This is a genomic window from Vibrio sp. T20, from assembly GCF_007858795.1.
In the GTDB taxonomy this organism is placed as follows: domain Bacteria; phylum Pseudomonadota; class Gammaproteobacteria; order Enterobacterales; family Vibrionaceae; genus Vibrio; species Vibrio satsumensis.
This window is the reverse complement of sequence record NZ_VFEB01000006.1, coordinates 61,531-77,338: the sequence shown is the minus strand read 5'-3', so window position 1 is coordinate 77,338 and position 15,808 is coordinate 61,531. Positions and strand designations below refer to the sequence as shown.

The following is a 15,808-nucleotide window of genomic DNA, read 5'->3' as shown; positions in this document are numbered from 1 at the left end:
TAATCCTAAAGGGTAGTAAAAAAACCGGATTTAAAGAACAGCTATACGGTATAAATAATGAGCTGCAATGCCATATAACCAGTATAGAAACCGTAAATGAGGATTAAAACTGCGCCTAATTGACGAAATAAGTCAGCTTGTTGCAATTTTTTGAGGATATTAGCGCCCATACCCACTGTGAGCATTGCTGGAAGCGTCCCTAAACCGAAAGCAAGCATGATACCAGCGCCGTTGTACCAACTCCCTGATACTGCTGCCCATGTAAGCATCGAATAAACGAGACCACACGGAAGCCAACCCCAGATAAAGCCAAACGGCAAAGCGTGGCTAGGGTGCTTCAATGGTAAAAATGATTTACCTAAAGGAGAGATATAACGCCATAGTTTCTGTCCGACTTTTTCAAAGAACAGCAAGCCAAACCACCATTTACCAATATACAAACCTAGTATGATCATAAAGCCAGCAGCAAACAAACGCAGCCAACCCAGCAGAGCATTAAAATCGCTGAGCTGGCCAATCGAAGAAATTGCACCACCAATCACGCCGCCAATCACGGCATAACTTAGCAAGCGACCTAGGTTATAAAGCAGGGGAATAACAGGGGAAGGTTTACTGTTGCCAATCGAAAGAAGCGACGCAATACCACCACACATTCCCATGCAGTGGCCTGCGCCGATCAATCCAACAACAAAGGCTCCGATCCAATCAGGCGTCATCGTTCTTTTTGTCTACGTTAGTTTGGCTTTCGCTGTTAGCTTTCTCATTCTTGACAGGTTTACTATCAGAATGGTTGTGAGCCTTTTCGTCTTCATCAAACAGAATATTGTGACCTTGGCGTTCAAGGTCTTCAAACTGCTCGCTTTTAACTGCCCATAGAAAGATTCCAACAGCGATACATACAAGTACGATCGCAATTGGAATGAGTATGTATAAACTTTCCATTATTTACCTTGCTCTTTTAAAAGCCTTAACGAATTAGACACAACAATAATAGAGCTAGCAGACATGCCAACAACGGCAATGTATGGAGCAACCAAACCTGCGACAGCCAATGGAAGAATAAGTAAGTTATATCCTAATGACCACGCCAAGTTTTCACGGATTATCTTACGCGTTTTTAGCGCCAATGTACGGGACTTAAGTAATCTATCAAGCTTATCACCCAGTAACACCATATCTGCAGAGGCTTTCGCCACATCGGTACCGCCGCCCATAGCAACGGAAAGATGGGCACCCGCAAGAATAGGAGCATCATTAATGCCATCGCCAACCATCATGGTAATGTCACTTGCATCTCGAGAGTTCAGGTAAGCAAGCTTATCTTCAGGTTTCGCGTTAGCAACAATGTCTGTAATACCGATCTCTTCAGCAACAGGCTTCGCGTTAATCAAAGAATCGCCAGTAAGCAGTGTCGTTTTGATTCCCGCATCTTTAAATTGCTTAATAAACTCGATGCTTTCTTTGCGAATGGGATCTTCATATGTAAACGTTGCGATATGACGGCCCGCCATCGACAAGTAAATACCGTTACTTTCCGATGGTTGAGCTTGACCTAAAATGAATTCACTACTGCCGATAGCGACTTCATCGCCATTCCATTCACCAGTGATGCCTGAACCAATCACGTTATTAACTGATTCTACTTGGATATCATCAGAAATATGAGTCTTGAACGCTTTCGCAATAGGGTGGTTAGCATGTTGTTCTAAGCTCGCCGCTACTTTGAGACAGGTGTCTTTATCAAGTTCAGCGAAGGTTCCAACTTGGCTGATACGAATATCACCCTCAGTCAATGTGCCAGTTTTATCAATGATCAAGTGATTCACTTTGCACAAGGTTTCGAATACATGGCCTTTGCGCAGCAAAATACCGAAGTTACCCATGCGAGAAGTTGAACAGGTTATTGCAGTCGGTGTTGCAAGCGATAGAGCACAAGGACATGTCGCAACAAGTACCGAAAGCATAATCCAGAAAGCATCTTCTGGGCGTGTTTGGTGCCAGTAGAACCAAGTACCAAAAGAAATGATCAGGATAACCGCAACAAAGTATCGAGCCACCACATCAGCGATTTCAGCAATTCTAGGCTTAGAAAGTTGCGCTTCATCTTGCAGACGAACGATATTGGAAATCACCGAATCCGCTTTTGATGTCATCACTTCCAGTTCAAACGACTCGTCACCATTCAATGTACCAGCGAAGACAGTATCACCCTCGTTTTTCACTACGTGGATAGATTCACCAGTCAGCATCGATTCATCAATATGAACTCGACCAGACAATACTTTGCCATCGGCAGGAATGTGTTCACCAGGAAGAACGCGAATTTGGTCGCCAACTTTTAAGGTTTTTACCGGAACTTGTTCGCCATCTAACGTTGTTGCCATCGCAGGAACAAGCTTAAGCAGATTACCGCTAGCGGCTGCTGCTTTACGACGAGCACGCATTTCAAGAAAGCGACCAAGCAATAGGAAGAAAGTGAACATCGAGATAGACTCAAAGAACACTTCACCTTTCTCTGTGACCGTCGCCACTAAACTAGCAACGTAAGCAAACAACAGAGCAATCGAAACGGGCACATCCATGCCTAATGTTCGACCTTTGATACTTCGCCACGCATTAATATAGAAAGGCAATGCAGAGTAGAGCAGAACCGGCGTCGCGAAGATCAAGCTGACCCAACGGAAGTAGTTTTTAAACTCAGGCTCAAGGTTACCAAACACTTCAAGGTAGAGCGCTACCGCTAGCATCATGACTTGCATGGTTGCCAGGCCAGCGACACCCAGACGATACAAATAGTTCTTCATTGAGCGGTGGTAGGCCGCTTCTTGTTGGTCGGCCTCAAAAGGCGCTGCTTTATAGCCAAGGGTATGGATTGCCGATAACAACTCGCTCAGTTTCACTTGCGTGTTGTCCCAGCTAAGTAGGGCACGGTTAGTAGTGGTATTCACACGAATGCTACCAACACCTTGTTTTGAAGAGACTTGCTTCTCAATAAGCCATGCACAGGCGGCACAAGAAACACCTTCTAGTGACAATGTCACTTCAGAAGTGTTTTCAGAGTTACGAACGAACTCTAATTGAACATCTTCATTGTCGTAATGACTGAGTGCCAGCAGTTGCTCTGGCACTAGATCAGCTTTTTCAGCAGGAGCGGTGCGATATTGGTAGTAAGAAACCAAACCGCTATCAACGATTGTCTGGGCTACGGTTTCGCAACCCGGACAACACATCTTACGAGTCGATCCTAAGATCTCTACTTTAAAATCCGTTTCCGCTGGTACATCTTCACCGCAGTGATAACAGGATTCACACATAAGCTTTAGTTCGTTAGTTGAGTAGGAGTTTCAATAGGGAAGTTCATACGACCTTGCACTAGCCATTCTGAATCGTGCGGAGAAAGCTCGATAAACCATGGACCTTGCATTTCGTGGTCTAGAGTCAAGGTGTAGTTGCCTCTCGCATCTGCAGTCAGCAGTTGAGTGAAATCACGGTCAGGCAGCGTTCTGTGAACGAACATCGCGCTAATAGCAGGAAAGTGCTCAAGTTTACCTTTATCTAGAGTAATGATAACCGAGTTACCTTTTTCGTTAACTAAAGCTGACAGACCTAATTCTTTAGCGATGTTTACTTTCGAAATATCGACATTAATGCCTTTTCCTTTTTTATAGTAATCCTCAGTCACTAGGTCTACAGAGTTCTGCGTAAACACAATAACCGTCATGATGGTCCAAATAACTACTGTCGCTGGCAACGCGATTAAGAACCACGGCCAAAACTGTTTATACCAAGGCTTTACCATAAAAAATATCTCAAAAAAGAATAAAAAGAAGGGGTTATAAAATAAAGGAAAGACAGCCTCTTAGAAAGAGGCTGTTATTGAAATGTTACTTATTATCTGAGTTGCTTAAGCTCCACACGTAAGATGAAACTAGCTGTACTTTGTCTTCGCCTAGAATGTCTTTCCAAGCAGGCATTACACCAGAACGTCCGTACATAACTGTTTCAGTTACATCTGCGCGAGAATCGCCAAACAACCAATCGCGGTCAGTTAGGTCAGGAGCGCCAACAGCAGGGTTACCCTTACCATCAGTACCGTGACACGCAGCACACACTACGAAACGAGCTTTACCAGCTTCTGCTTCACGTGCGTTTACGCTACGACCAGAAAGGCTAAGCGTGTAGCTAACTACTTCTTTTACGCCTTCTTCGCCAAGCGCGTCTTTCCAACCAGGCATTTGACCAACACGACCGTGCATAACTGTTGTTACGATAGCCTCAGGCTCACCGCCATATAGCCATGCATCGTCAGTTAGGTTAGGGAAACCTTTCTGACCACGTGCATCAGAGCCGTGACACTGAGAACAGTTTTGCAAGAATAAACGTTGACCCACTTTGATTGCGTCAGCATCTGATGCAATGTCAGGGATTGAACGTAAACCGTTTTCGTCGTGAGCAAGCTTTCTGAATGCTTCACCGAAGTAGGTGTCTGCATCATCAAGCTCTTTCGCGTACGCATCTAACTGTTTGTTTGCTTGCGCAGCAGCAATTGCAGAGCGAGACTCTTCAATGCTACGCACTTCTTGGTTTGAACTTGTCCAACCTAGTAGACCTTTAAAGTTGCCAAGGCCTGGGTATAGAGCAAGGTAAACCGCTGCAAAAACAATCGTACTGATGAAAAGGTATGTCCACCATTTCGGTAGTGGGTTGTTAAGCTCACGAATACCATCGTATTCATGGCCCATATCATGACCTTCTTCAACGCCTGTTTTATCTTTAAAACACCAACGAAGTAAGACAGCACAACCAATTAGGGTACCAATCGTAATCGCACTAACCCAAATACTCCAGAATGTACTCATTACTTTGTCACTCCTTCATTTTTAGAACTTGTTGCTGGCTCGTCGTCAGCAAACACTAGGTTCGCGTCTTCGTCGAAACGTGATTTACGGTTCTTGCCGTATGCCCACCAAACGATGCCGATGAAGCAAGCAAAAACAGTCACAGTCCAAACACTTTGAAATGTAATAATGTCCATAATTATTCCTTATTTCATTGCGTGGCCAAGCGATTGAAGGTAAGCGATGATTGCATCCATCTCTGTTTTTCCTTCAACATCTTGTTTAGCGTTAGCAATTTGTTCATCTGTGTAAGGAACACCAAATTGATTACGGAAGAGTTCAAGCTTCTGTTGAGTCAATTTGCCATCAAGTACATTCTCAGCAAGCCATGGGAAACCAGGCATGTTTGATTCAGGAACAAGTTCACGAGGGTCGATAAGGTGAACACGGTGCCACTCATCAGAGTAACGATCACCAACACGCGCTAGATCAGGACCAGTACGCTTAGAACCCCATAGGAATGGATGTTCCCAAACGCTTTCGCCAGCTACAGAGTAGTGACCGTAACGTTCAGTCTCGGAGCGGAAAGGACGAATCATTTGGCTGTGACATACGTTACAACCTTCACGAATGTAGATATCACGACCTTCCATTTCGAGAGCAGAGTAAACACGTAGGTTTTCTACGGGTTCAGTTGTCTGCTTTTGGAAAATAAGAGGGGTAATTTCTACTAACGCACCAAAACTGATAGCAATAACGATCAAGATCGCTAGTAGGCCAACGTTCTTCTCTACCAACTCATGGCGATTATTTGAATTTGAGCTCATTCTAAATCTCCTTAAGCCGGTTGAGGGATAGCTTTAAGGCTATCTTTAGGTGCAGAAACAGTTTTGTACGTGTTGTATGCCATTAAGAACATACCAGATAGGAAGATGAAACCACCTAAGAAACGTACAAAGTAGAACGGGTAAGAAGCTTCTACAGATTCAACGAAACTGTAAGTCAATGTACCGTCAGAGTTAACTGCACGCCACATCAGACCTTGCATCACACCAGAGATCCACATTGCAACAATGTAGAAAACCGTACCAATCGTTGCCAACCAGAAGTGAACATTGATTAGAGATACAGAGTACATACGCTCTTGACCAAATAGTTTAGGAACTAAGTGGTAAACCGAACCGATAGAAACCATTGCAACCCAACCTAACGCACCAGAGTGAACGTGACCGATAGTCCAGTCCGTGTAGTGAGATAGTGCGTTAACCGTTTTGATTGCCATCATTGGGCCTTCGAAAGTCGACATGCCGTAGAATGATAGAGAAACGATTAGGAAACGTAGGATTGGGTCGTAGCGAAGCTTATGCCACGCACCAGATAGAGTCATAATACCGTTGATCATGCCACCCCAAGATGGAGCAAACAGAACCAAAGACATAACCATACCTAGAGATTGAGTCCAGTCAGGAAGTGCAGTGTAGTGTAGGTGGTGAGGACCAGCCCAGATATACAAAGACACTAGAGCCCAGAAGTGAACAATCGACAAACGGTAAGAGTAAACAGGGCGACCAGCTTGTTTAGGAACGAAGTAATACATCATACCTAGGAAACCAGCTGTCAATAGGAAGCCTACCGCATTGTGTCCGTACCACCATTGCACCATTGCATCGATCGCACCGGAATAAATCGAGTACGATTTAAACGCAGATACAGGAACAGCAAGGCTGTTAACGATGTGCAACACGGCAACCGTGATGATGAAGGCTCCGAAGAACCAGTTTGCTACATAAATGTGCGATGTCTTACGCTTTATCATTGTTCCGAAGAACACGACCGCATAAGCTACCCACACAAGAGTAATAGCAATATCGATTGGCCATTCAAGTTCCGCATATTCTTTACCAGAGGTTAAACCTAACGGTAAAGTAATTGCAGCGGACAGGATAATCGCTTGCCAACCCCAAAAGGTAAAGGCTACGAGAGGGCCACCAAAGAGACGCGTCTGACAGGTACGTTGTACAACATAATATGATGTTGCAAACAGCGCACTTGTACCGAACGCAAAAATAACCGCATTAGTATGCAGGGGACGTAAACGACTGTACGTCAACCACGGCGTATCAAAGTTTAGCTGTGGCCAAACTAATTGAGCGGCAATCAAAACACCAACGCCCATACCGACAATACCCCACAAAATTGTAACTAGGGTAAATTGACGGACGACCGTATAGTTGTAGTTTTGTTCAAGCTGCTTTTCTTGGCTCATTTGCATGCTTCCAATTTCTTATTTACTACACTTTACTTCCAACACGACTCACGTCGTAATGCCACCCAAATTAGAAAAGGAAATTCAGCCTATTCAGGGCTTTATTTCCACTTGCTGATTTTAAAAAAAAGTGGCATTTTCAACGCGACACTATACTTGAATTAACAAATCAATGACAGAGTAGTAACCTTACGCTTGGTCTGGAATTGGATTTTTATTTAAAAACTTTGAACTTTGTAACAAGGAGTAAAGATTATAATGGCGGCACAAAAGCTAACAAAAGGCAGGCTTGTTCAAATTATCGTCATGTTGATTATTTTAATAGCTGCATTTACTTGGAGAACAGTAACATACGATAATAACGAAACAGTAAGCTGTATAGTTTCAAAACCTTGTGAATTTGGTATTGATAATAATAATGTTTCGATTTCGGGCAATAGTCAGGGGTATTCAATTGAAACATCTGAAACTGGCAAATTTATCATTAACTATGATGGAAGCGGAGTTTTAGAATCGAAAGGGGCTTCATCTTGGCTTTTACAAACCAATGATAAGACTTCCTCAATAACGGTTACATTTCCACAACAGGTCATGACGTATACAGTAAATCTCTCAAAAGAATAAAACTCAAAACTGAGCAACACCTCGCTCTTTAATAGAAATATTGACTAAACCAGTGAAACCTTGCGCATTAAAGTGTTATAAAGACAACATTAATAAAGTTTCCAGAACTCTATGAAATTTCTATCAAAAGTCTCTTATTCTCTAGATGATAAAATCGCCGTAGATGAACTGCTTCTTGGGGTAGAAAACCCCGAGGATATCGCTTGTCTTATTTGCTACTGCACAGAAGAGTACTCGACACTCGCTGTGCAGAGATATTTCGTAGATGCTCTCCCTAATATTCCAATACATGGATGCACGACATGCCATGGGATTATGACTGAAACTGGATTCCATTCAGGGCCTGTGATCGGTGTGCTCATCATTTATGATTCAGGCATCAACGCTTACGGCACGGGCATTGAGCACTTCGGTGACTCCATAGACGCCAGCACCTTCAACGCGATCGATAAAGCACTCAAGAACGCCAACCGAGAAGGTGAAATTCCCGACCTTATCTTGCTTCATTCCACTCCAGGTAATGAAGAGAAAGTGATGGCGGCTATCGATAAGAAATTCGGCACTGAGGTTCCAATTATCGGTGGCAGTGCTGCAGACAATCAGGTTTCTGGAAATTGGAGTATCTTTACCGAAGAGTCACTCTCAATTAATGGCGTCTCATTAACCGTCTTTTTCTCCTCTCAGTCTATCTATTCATCATTCAGTGCAGGGCACACGCCTACGCGATACTTAGGAACCGTGACCAAAGTAAGAAATAGAATCTTGCTTGAGATAGATCACAGGCCAGCCGCCACGGTTTACAATGAATGGACTAATTTCCATTTAGGTGGCAGTGACGACGGCTATATCTTTGAAAAGTCATCTGTCTATCCACTAGGCAGAAAAGTCGGTACATCTTACAACTATCCGTATTTCAAACTATCTCACTCAATTCGCGAAACGGAGTGCAACGGTATCGAGCTATTTACCGACATCAACGAAGGCGACACCATTTATTTGATGCAAGGCTCTAAGCAGCAGTTAATTAGCCGCGCCGCCAATATCATTCATTCGTCTTACTACAATGACATGGATCTAGAAGAGAAATTAGGCGCGATTAACATCTTTTGTGCTGGTCCAATGTTAAACCTTAAACAAGACATGGATGAGGTTTGTGAACAAATAAATCAAGCACTTAATGGGCTTCCTTACATATGCCCATTCACTTTTGGTGAGCAAGGAAGGCTTTCAGGTGGAGAGAATGCACACGGTAATTTGATGGTTTCATCAGCAACGTTTTATAGGTTAAAAAAGTAATGGGTTCTGAAGGTCAAGAAGCGCTGCAAGAAGCACGTATTGAACTACAAAAACTAAAAGCCCGTGAGAGAAAGCTGGCCGAAGAGAATAGGGTGATCCTATCGACTATCTCTGCGATCAGTAAAGCAAGTAACATCTCTGAGATATTTTCTAGCCTTGAGTTTGTGTTGAAAAAGTACATCAAATTTGACGACTTTATCGTGGTCTCTAGAGTAGGGAATGAAGGTGATTTCAAAACTCTACTGACCAACAATAAAGTCTTTGAAGAGATGATTTGGAACGATCATGGCAAGCTTTCTCGAGTCATTAATGGGGAATGCGCCATCCTTTTTGAACCCAAGTCTCTGGGTGAATTCAACTCTTTGCATCCCATTATTCTTGACCAAATTAACTCGGTGTTAATCACCGGTATCGATAGCGGGCTAACGCAATCGGTCATTATTTTTATTCACTCGAATACCAAACATTTTAGTATCGAAACTAAAGCAACTCTAAACCGTTTTCGCCCGCTTATTGAGCGCGCTGTTTTCGACATAGAGAACAAAGAGAAACTCGAAGCCACAGTTAGAGAGCGAACCGCGGAACTTATCACAGCAAGGAAAGACGCTGAAAGAGCCAACAAAGCCAAGTCAGAATTCCTAGCCATGATGAGCCATGAATTAAGAACTCCACTAAATGCCATCATTGGGCTGATCGACACATTAAAGTCGACCCAACTGACAGAAGAACAACAGTCTATACTGCTAAATATGAGCACATCGTCTGAGCTTCTGTTGGCGATCATCAGCGATGTATTGGACTTTTCCAAAATTGAATCTGGCTGTTTCTCACTTGCGCCACAATGGAGCAATGTAAGAGACACTGTAACTTTTGTTTTATCAGAACAAACAAAGGCTGCAGACGACAAAGGTCTGAAGCTTACGGTGTCTAGCAATATCCCAGATGCTGAGCTTCACTATATAGACCCAAGCCGCTTAGCGCAGATATTGTTTAACCTAATCGGAAATGCCATTAAGTTTACGGAGCGCGGACACGTCCATGTTTCCATCAAATACCAGCAGAGTTCGTTCTATATAACAGTTGAAGACACCGGCATTGGAATTAGTTCGCAGCAGCTATCGTCATTGTTCAGCCCATTTGTGCAAGCAGATAGCACAATAACGCGAAGGTTTGGCGGCACAGGCTTGGGTTTAGCCATCACAAAACGCTTAGTTGAGCTAATGCGTGGACGAATATCAGTAGAAAGTGAACCAGGGAAAGGCTCTAAGTTCGAGGTTCAATTACCAGTACTCACAAGAGTAACGAACAGCTGTAACCAACTGGAAGATGTTGATTGTTCAAGAAAACTCAGAAGTCGATACTCGGTACTGGTTGTTGAAGATAATCCGACAAACCAGATGGTGATTAAGTTAATTCTAACAAGGCAAGGCCACGAAGTTTTTATCGCAAGTAACGGTGAAGAAGCAATAGGCTTTATACAAGACAACAAAGATTCCATAGACATTATCCTGATGGACGTTTCAATGCCGGTCATGGATGGTTTAACCACAACCAAACACATGAGAAAGGCAAACATCCAAACACCAATCGTGGCTCTAACAGCGCACACATCCGTTGAAGATAAATGTTCATGTTTAGATGTTGGTATGAATGATTTCGTTACCAAACCAGTAAGAACAAAAGAAATAACAGAAGCTATAGATAGACTAATGCTTGAGATCTAATAAACGTATTCTTAATCGAAGATTAGGAAATATGTTTATTAGGTATTTTATGGTAAATAGCCATTATGGTTAAATACACAGTATTAATTGGCTAGAAACGAAGGCAGGGCATCAGATATCGAGCTCTGCCTTATGATTACCAAACTATATTTAACATAATATACATAATACGCAGTTGGCTAGTGCTTTATTTGGGGTGGCTGCCATCAGTGCTAATCCCGCGCAAGTCATTGAAATCGCTTTTAATCCTAGCCCGTTGTACTTTTTTGCAATGTGTTCCCACATCTGTTTAATCTCTGGATTTTCGTTGCGGTCAGCGTGACAACCAAGCAATGCAATCTCAGGGTCAATACCTGAGTTCTCAGCCAAGAAAACTGCTTCTGAATCAGTAAGTTGGCGAACACCTTTTCTAATTTTACTTATCTTCGGTGGATCAAGGTTCAAGTCGTGTGCAACTTGCTTGTCTTGTATGTAGTTTTTCGCCTTTTTGTAGGCATTAATTAATTCTGATGAGTACATTTGGCACCTCCATTTTGTTCATTGTAGCTGCAAAGTTGCCATAAATCGCATCTTGTAATTGCCATTGGTCGCAACTAGGATTGCCACATATCGCAACTCAACCTGCTTTGGTTGATTAATTATGGTGGCTTCTATGTTCCAAGTTGAATCTATTGAATACGGCTCTGTTTTGAAATCTGAACACGTTAGCTTCTCTAACTATCCAGATTTTACACACGCGTCTGTGTCTCTTCATAACTCACCATTAGAAATCTGCTTTGAGTTCTTAGCTAGCGAACTTGAATTTGGCCAACGCACTATTGGCGAAGAACTTTTTCATACTGTGTCGTTTGCCAGCTCTCAAGCTAGTTGCTCTGACGCTTTCACTTTCACGTTTGATAACGACCAAGAGCTTGAACAGTTCTGCTCGTTCTACGGTTTGGAGCGTTAACCATGAATACCTCATCGGCTCTAGTCATTACTGTTCAAACTAAGTCAGGCACTCGCTTCTTTTGCGGTTTTGGTAAACGTCAGCATGTTAAAACGGCTTGGCATATTGCGGGTTCAAAGTTCTTCACGTCCGAAGCTCTTTCAGATGATGTTCGTGAAGTTTGCGACATCCTTACATCTAAAGGAAAAACGTTTTCTGTTCACGTTGTTAAAGGCCTGCTTGAAGAGCCTTTAGATCTCGCAACTCCTTTGTTTGTTGGTAAATAATCATGGATTCTATCTACTTCGACAACGAACCCAACCATGGTATCAACGCGTATTTTCCTTGGGGTCATAACTTCTTTAAGACTCAGCGCGAGTTCTTCCAGTTCATGGAGGTTCATTACGGCATGGTGTCATTTCAGGTTGTCGAAATCACTGATGAGAACTATCAAGAGCTTTTGGTTAAGGGTGTGTTCCATGCCATCTAAAAAACCACATAAGTTTCATGATGAGATTCGTCCGGTTCAAGTGGATCACTTAGCGTTTTCGTTTTCGTACGGCTCGCTTAGACATTTGGACAGCTCGAACGAACAAGACTTTATCAACATGCAGTTTCCTGAGTTTAAAAAGCAAAGCGTCAACGGCCGCCTTAACTCACCTGAAGCTATAGAGAAATCGATTGAGTTACACCGTAACAAGTGCCGTAAGGTTTTGGCTGATAGGTTTGATGAGTTCATGTCTAGAGTCTTTAACTTCCGCATCTCTCCTATGCGTGGCCGTGGCTTACATGGTTATGAGGATTCGATGGTGATTTACGATTCTACGGGAACGGTTGAATGTGGCTTGGTCGGTGTTGGTGGCAACAATGACACTGTCTATGTGCAAATCAATGGTACGGGTTGCGCTAAGTTGTTCGACTTCACTACACACAAAAAGGTGCATTGGTGGTTGTCACTTTTGGGTATCACTCGCCTAGCCCGTTTGGATCTCTGCGTGGATGACTACACCGGAATCTTTGACTGTAAGTATGCTGAGAAATGTTTTTATGAGGGAGCATTTCGCACTGCTTCTCGTGGTCGTGGTCCGACAATGGTTCCTCATAAGCGCGTTTCACAATCCGGTGAATTATCAGAGGAAGCCGTTCTTGTTGGCTCTCGTACCTCTGCAATCTACTGGCGTGTTTACAACAAGAAGTTTGAGCAAAACATCGCTGACCCTGAAGTGATTTGGTACCGCAATGAAGTGGAATTGAAGAAGTGCGATTTGGCACTACTCGCCTCGCCTGCTTCGGCCTTTGCTGGTCTGTGTGACTTCTCGGCCAGTATCGATCCTGCTGAACCAATGAAGATTGAACTTAACAAAAAGAAAGCGGGTCTTGAGTTCTTCGCTCGTATCGCTTGGGTTCGTCGCCAGTGTGGCAAAGCCCTCTCTGAAGTTATAGCAATGACGGACGGTGATTTGGGTGAAGCCTTTGGGATGCTCATTCCTACGCATCATAGACGTGCAAACTTTGAAACCTCGTTAGGCATTCCTGACGAATACACTAAACAGAAAATCGAAATTTTGGAGTCAAGAATATGCCTACAATAACTGGTATTGCTATCAAGCGTTTCCCTAAATCCAACATGGAGTTCGCGGAGCTGTCTGTCCTACGTGCTGTAGAAGAAGTTGATAATGAGAAGTTTCAGCAAACGGGCATCGGCTTCTCAACTGATATTCCTTACAACAAGCAAGCACTGAAAATTGATGTGGCTTACGCACGTCAGCTTATCCAATCACGCGCTTTTGTTGCTAACCGTGACTACGAACTGAGCTTTGGTGCTAACCCTGACGATCCACTCGACATCTTGGTTAACAAGCTTGTCCCTACTGATGCTGAAGTTCAAAAGCACTTCGAAGCATCTATCAAGAAATAAACTAAATTCGGAATTGTTATGCCTAAGTGTGCTTTACCAAATGAAGATGGTTTTCTAGCTCTTGTTGATACGTCAGTTGAATCCTGTACAGGGGTCATTGTTATTACTGCTAGTGATTATGAATATTTGATGGGGTTTACTCAGGTTTCTTCAATCGAAGCTACTGCGGTTTTTGGTGGGGCTTTCTCACTAGTTTTCGTCAGCGGCTTTGCTATGTCATACGCCATTAAGATGGTGATTAAGTTAATTAAAATTTTATAAGGAAACAAAATTATGGAAGCTATTTGGGCTGCTGTGGATTTCGCTGATGTTGCAACTAAAGTAGGTGCTGCGGGTGTGGCTATTGTTGGAATCACTATGGCTTACAAGGCGATTGGTCTTGCTAAGCGTGCTGTAAAGTCTGCGTAACTAATGGGAGTATTTGAGTGTGCTGATTGCCATACATGACCTGATACTTATGGTATTTGCTCTTTTGGGTGGCTTGTCTGGTTTTCTAGCTGCTCAGAATTTTCAAGGTTAATTATAAAGGGGCTTCGGCCTCTTTTTTTACAGGTTGTTTTTATGAAGAGAATGATTTTAGCGTCATTGATTGGTCTTATAGCTTCTGGGGCTTACGCTTCGGATTTGAGCTATGGCGGTCCTTATTCGCAAATGAAGTTAAAGCTCTGTTCAGATACCCCACCGTCTCGCTCAATCCTGCCTGATGGTAGCTTAGTCTGTGATGGTGAGGACAATGATCCTAACGCATATTGTGTTGGCGGTTTCAACTATGCGGATACTGACATATTCAATTGTGGTTCTCAGGTTGATCAGGACGGTGATCTAAACAATAACGGTAGACCTGACGACGAAGAAGATTGGGATGGTGACGGGCTTGCAAATGGTGTCGACCCTAATCCAACTCTTAATGACAATGTTGAAATTGATGAAGATAAGAACGGGATACCAGATAGATTAGAACCGTTTTTTGAGCGTTACAAGGCGAGCCGTGCTGAAGTAATAGAATGTGATGCTCAAGACCCTAATTGCAAGTCTTCTAATACAGCGATTTACAGTCTTGCCAATATGAACCGAGATTTGACAAATATCGTGAATCTTATGGCTAGCACCACAAATGTAGATAAAAAGTTTCAAAGAACGCTAACCAATTTAAGTCAAACGCTGGCTTATCAAGAAGCGGAAACAAGAAGAGAACTAAGAGATTTGCAGCATGCTGTTAATAACTCCGGCGGCGGTGGCGTCGATAATTCAAACTTAATTAAATCTGAGTTTAGGGATGTTGATTCACAGTTCGCTGATTTGGAGTCAAATTTAAACAATGTTCATCGTACTGTTAATAATGTCGGTGCTCAGTTGTACACCATTAATCGAGGTGTTGAGACTTTGTCTTCTGATTTGAACACTAATAGCCAAGATATTTTATCTGCAATTAATAATCTCGAGGTTTCTGGTTCTGGTTTGACTAGCCAGCAACAAACCCAATTGAAGAACGCTGCTAAAGCCAATGCTAACCAGAAATTATTAAAGCAAATACAGCAACGTGTTAATGGTTATGGTTCGGGCTTTGACATGATAATTGATGGTAATGATGAAATTAAAAGTGCTGTTCAACAAAATGCTTTAATGATTTCTTCTGTTTCTGATGATGTTAATGAAAACACCAATCAAAAATTTAACCAGTTAAGCGATCAAATAGCGGCTATTTCTGGCGGCCAATCAACGGTTGATTTGTCTGGTGTTGAATCAAGCATCGATGCCCTATCAGATAAGATAGACGGTATCGAGGGCGGTGGTAATGGTGAGGGGCTCGCTGAAATATCCAGTAAGTTAGACGGCTTAGCCACTGGTGTCACTGACATAGGTGATTTATTGAAAGGTGTGGATGCTTCTAAGGCAGGTATTGACGGGACTTGTATTCAAGGGGGTACTTGTCAGGGCTTTTATGAGTCGGCTTATGAGGGCGATTTGAGCACTGTTGTGGGTAGTCAGTTAGATTCGATGAAAACTAGCATTGTTGATCCTTTTGTATCGAGTTTTGGCAATATCGATTTAAGTGGTGCACAACGTCCAAAGTTTGGTTTACCTGTGCCTTTTTACGGTTATATGTCATTTGATGATTACATTGATATGGACTGGATATTTGGATTTTTACGTTTCATTTTTCTAGCGTCTACGGCTTTCTATTGTCGTCAGATTATTTTCGGGGGTTAATGT

General features: G+C 42.8%; 20 protein-coding genes. 11 read left to right on the top strand and 9 right to left on the bottom strand.

Annotated features, from left to right (window positions below):
* Positions 1-41: 41 nt before the first annotated feature.
* The 8 genes from FTW16_RS00815 to ccoN form a co-directional block, all read right to left on the bottom strand.
* On the bottom strand, positions 42-716 hold the full coding sequence (locus tag FTW16_RS00815; protein ID WP_146489740.1) for a sulfite exporter TauE/SafE family protein: 675 nt from the start codon (positions 714-716) through the stop codon (positions 42-44).
* Positions 706-942 carry a cbb3-type cytochrome oxidase assembly protein CcoS gene (gene ccoS, locus FTW16_RS00810; protein WP_017059639.1) on the bottom strand — a complete coding sequence of 79 codons (237 nt, stop codon included), beginning with the start codon at positions 940-942 and terminating at the stop codon, positions 706-708. The genes FTW16_RS00815 and ccoS overlap by 11 nt, the downstream gene beginning before the upstream one ends.
* A complete protein-coding gene (locus FTW16_RS00805; RefSeq protein ID WP_146489739.1) occupies positions 942-3,314 on the bottom strand; it encodes a heavy metal translocating P-type ATPase in 2,373 nt (790 codons plus the stop codon). The genes ccoS and FTW16_RS00805 overlap by 1 nt, the downstream gene beginning before the upstream one ends.
* Before the next feature lie 5 nt (positions 3,315-3,319).
* Positions 3,320-3,799 carry a FixH family protein gene (locus FTW16_RS00800; RefSeq protein WP_123301700.1) on the bottom strand — a complete coding sequence of 160 codons (480 nt, stop codon included), beginning with the start codon at positions 3,797-3,799 and terminating at the stop codon, positions 3,320-3,322.
* An 85-nt stretch (positions 3,800-3,884) separates the two neighbouring features.
* Entirely contained in the window at positions 3,885-4,859 is a 975-nt protein-coding gene (gene ccoP, locus FTW16_RS00795) for a cytochrome-c oxidase, cbb3-type subunit III (RefSeq protein WP_086711456.1), read from the bottom strand.
* Entirely contained in the window at positions 4,859-5,035 is a 177-nt protein-coding gene (locus FTW16_RS00790) for a CcoQ/FixQ family Cbb3-type cytochrome c oxidase assembly chaperone (protein ID WP_004742291.1), read from the bottom strand. The genes ccoP and FTW16_RS00790 overlap by 1 nt, the downstream gene beginning before the upstream one ends.
* 9 nt (positions 5,036-5,044) lie before the next feature.
* Positions 5,045-5,665 (bottom strand): cytochrome-c oxidase, cbb3-type subunit II, encoded by a 621-nt coding sequence (gene ccoO / locus FTW16_RS00785; protein ID WP_004742292.1) that lies wholly within the window; start codon positions 5,663-5,665, stop codon positions 5,045-5,047.
* An 11-nt stretch (positions 5,666-5,676) separates the two neighbouring features.
* On the bottom strand, positions 5,677-7,110 hold the full coding sequence (ccoN, locus tag FTW16_RS00780) for a cytochrome-c oxidase, cbb3-type subunit I (protein ID WP_009846707.1): 1,434 nt from the start codon (positions 7,108-7,110) through the stop codon (positions 5,677-5,679).
* Between the two features lie 252 nt (positions 7,111-7,362).
* Between ccoN and FTW16_RS00775 the strand changes: the two genes are divergently transcribed.
* The 3 genes from FTW16_RS00775 (at position 7,363) to FTW16_RS00765 (ending at position 10,748) form a co-directional block, all read left to right on the top strand.
* Positions 7,363-7,728, top strand: a complete 366-nt coding sequence (locus FTW16_RS00775; RefSeq protein WP_146489738.1) for a hypothetical protein — start codon at positions 7,363-7,365, stop codon at positions 7,726-7,728.
* A gap of 111 nt (positions 7,729-7,839) precedes the next feature.
* Positions 7,840-9,024 (top strand): FIST signal transduction protein, encoded by a 1,185-nt coding sequence (locus FTW16_RS00770; RefSeq protein ID WP_146489737.1) that lies wholly within the window; start codon positions 7,840-7,842, stop codon positions 9,022-9,024.
* On the top strand, positions 9,024-10,748 hold the full coding sequence (locus FTW16_RS00765; protein WP_146489736.1) for an ATP-binding protein: 1,725 nt from the start codon (positions 9,024-9,026) through the stop codon (positions 10,746-10,748). The genes FTW16_RS00770 and FTW16_RS00765 overlap by 1 nt, the downstream gene beginning before the upstream one ends.
* Positions 10,749-10,898: 150 nt before the next feature.
* On the opposite strand, the gene FTW16_RS00760 is transcribed toward FTW16_RS00765, so the two are convergent.
* Entirely contained in the window at positions 10,899-11,267 is a 369-nt protein-coding gene (locus FTW16_RS00760) for a DUF3693 domain-containing protein (protein ID WP_146489735.1), read from the bottom strand.
* A 133-nt stretch (positions 11,268-11,400) separates the two neighbouring features.
* Here FTW16_RS00760 and FTW16_RS00755 point away from each other — a divergent pair, with 133 nt between their 5' ends.
* From FTW16_RS00755 to FTW16_RS00725, 8 genes are all read left to right on the top strand, one after another.
* Positions 11,401-11,697 (top strand): hypothetical protein, encoded by a 297-nt coding sequence (locus tag FTW16_RS00755; RefSeq protein ID WP_108091739.1) that lies wholly within the window; start codon positions 11,401-11,403, stop codon positions 11,695-11,697.
* 2 nt (positions 11,698-11,699) lie between these two features.
* A complete protein-coding gene (locus tag FTW16_RS00750) occupies positions 11,700-11,963 on the top strand; it encodes a hypothetical protein (protein WP_065099872.1) in 264 nt (87 codons plus the stop codon).
* 2 nt (positions 11,964-11,965) lie between these two features.
* Complete coding sequence (locus tag FTW16_RS00745; protein ID WP_061038267.1) at positions 11,966-12,166, top strand: hypothetical protein; 201 nt, start codon at positions 11,966-11,968, stop codon at positions 12,164-12,166.
* Entirely contained in the window at positions 12,156-13,268 is a 1,113-nt protein-coding gene (locus FTW16_RS00740; RefSeq protein WP_065099873.1) for a replication initiation factor domain-containing protein, read from the top strand. Before FTW16_RS00745 ends, FTW16_RS00740 begins: the two co-directional genes overlap by 11 nt.
* Positions 13,256-13,594 carry a DUF1293 family protein gene (locus FTW16_RS00735; RefSeq protein ID WP_016786327.1) on the top strand — a complete coding sequence of 113 codons (339 nt, stop codon included), beginning with the start codon at positions 13,256-13,258 and terminating at the stop codon, positions 13,592-13,594. Before FTW16_RS00740 ends, FTW16_RS00735 begins: the two co-directional genes overlap by 13 nt.
* 18 nt (positions 13,595-13,612) lie before the next feature.
* Complete coding sequence (locus tag FTW16_RS00730; protein WP_048612092.1) at positions 13,613-13,855, top strand: single-stranded DNA-binding protein; 243 nt, start codon at positions 13,613-13,615, stop codon at positions 13,853-13,855.
* Between the two features lie 12 nt (positions 13,856-13,867).
* Complete coding sequence (locus FTW16_RS24660) at positions 13,868-14,002, top strand: membrane protein (protein WP_048612093.1); 135 nt, start codon at positions 13,868-13,870, stop codon at positions 14,000-14,002.
* A gap of 153 nt (positions 14,003-14,155) precedes the next feature.
* Complete coding sequence (locus FTW16_RS00725) at positions 14,156-15,805, top strand: hypothetical protein (protein ID WP_146489734.1); 1,650 nt, start codon at positions 14,156-14,158, stop codon at positions 15,803-15,805.
* The last annotated feature ends 3 nt before the right edge of the window (positions 15,806-15,808 follow it).

Bases quoted from the DNA above. Each gene is read 5' to 3' on its own strand.
- FTW16_RS00765 (WP_146489736.1), top strand. From the start codon at position 9,024: ATGGGTTCTGAAGGTCAAGAAGCGCTGCAAGAAGCACGTATTGAACTA.
- FTW16_RS00755 (WP_108091739.1), top strand. From the start codon at position 11,401: ATGTTCCAAGTTGAATCTATTGAATACGGCTCTGTTTTGAAATCTGAA.
- FTW16_RS00740 (WP_065099873.1), top strand. From the start codon at position 12,156: ATGCCATCTAAAAAACCACATAAGTTTCATGATGAGATTCGTCCGGTT.
- FTW16_RS00730 (WP_048612092.1), top strand. From the start codon at position 13,613: ATGCCTAAGTGTGCTTTACCAAATGAAGATGGTTTTCTAGCTCTTGTT.
- ccoS (WP_017059639.1), bottom strand. From the start codon at position 942: ATGGAAAGTTTATACATACTCATTCCAATTGCGATCGTACTTGTATGT.
- FTW16_RS24660 (WP_048612093.1), top strand. From the start codon at position 13,868: ATGGAAGCTATTTGGGCTGCTGTGGATTTCGCTGATGTTGCAACTAAA.
- FTW16_RS00775 (WP_146489738.1), top strand. From the start codon at position 7,363: ATGGCGGCACAAAAGCTAACAAAAGGCAGGCTTGTTCAAATTATCGTC.
- ccoO (WP_004742292.1), bottom strand. From the start codon at position 5,665: ATGAGCTCAAATTCAAATAATCGCCATGAGTTGGTAGAGAAGAACGTT.
- FTW16_RS00805 (WP_146489739.1), bottom strand. From the start codon at position 3,314: ATGTGTGAATCCTGTTATCACTGCGGTGAAGATGTACCAGCGGAAACG.
- FTW16_RS00735 (WP_016786327.1), top strand. From the start codon at position 13,256: ATGCCTACAATAACTGGTATTGCTATCAAGCGTTTCCCTAAATCCAAC.
- FTW16_RS00770 (WP_146489737.1), top strand. From the start codon at position 7,840: ATGAAATTTCTATCAAAAGTCTCTTATTCTCTAGATGATAAAATCGCC.
- FTW16_RS00760 (WP_146489735.1), bottom strand. From the start codon at position 11,267: ATGTACTCATCAGAATTAATTAATGCCTACAAAAAGGCGAAAAACTAC.
- FTW16_RS00815 (WP_146489740.1), bottom strand. From the start codon at position 716: ATGACGCCTGATTGGATCGGAGCCTTTGTTGTTGGATTGATCGGCGCA.
- FTW16_RS00725 (WP_146489734.1), top strand. From the start codon at position 14,156: ATGAAGAGAATGATTTTAGCGTCATTGATTGGTCTTATAGCTTCTGGG.
- ccoN (WP_009846707.1), bottom strand. From the start codon at position 7,110: ATGCAAATGAGCCAAGAAAAGCAGCTTGAACAAAACTACAACTATACG.
- FTW16_RS00790 (WP_004742291.1), bottom strand. From the start codon at position 5,035: ATGGACATTATTACATTTCAAAGTGTTTGGACTGTGACTGTTTTTGCT.
- ccoP (WP_086711456.1), bottom strand. From the start codon at position 4,859: ATGAGTACATTCTGGAGTATTTGGGTTAGTGCGATTACGATTGGTACC.
- FTW16_RS00750 (WP_065099872.1), top strand. From the start codon at position 11,700: ATGAATACCTCATCGGCTCTAGTCATTACTGTTCAAACTAAGTCAGGC.
- FTW16_RS00800 (WP_123301700.1), bottom strand. From the start codon at position 3,799: ATGGTAAAGCCTTGGTATAAACAGTTTTGGCCGTGGTTCTTAATCGCG.
- FTW16_RS00745 (WP_061038267.1), top strand. From the start codon at position 11,966: ATGGATTCTATCTACTTCGACAACGAACCCAACCATGGTATCAACGCG.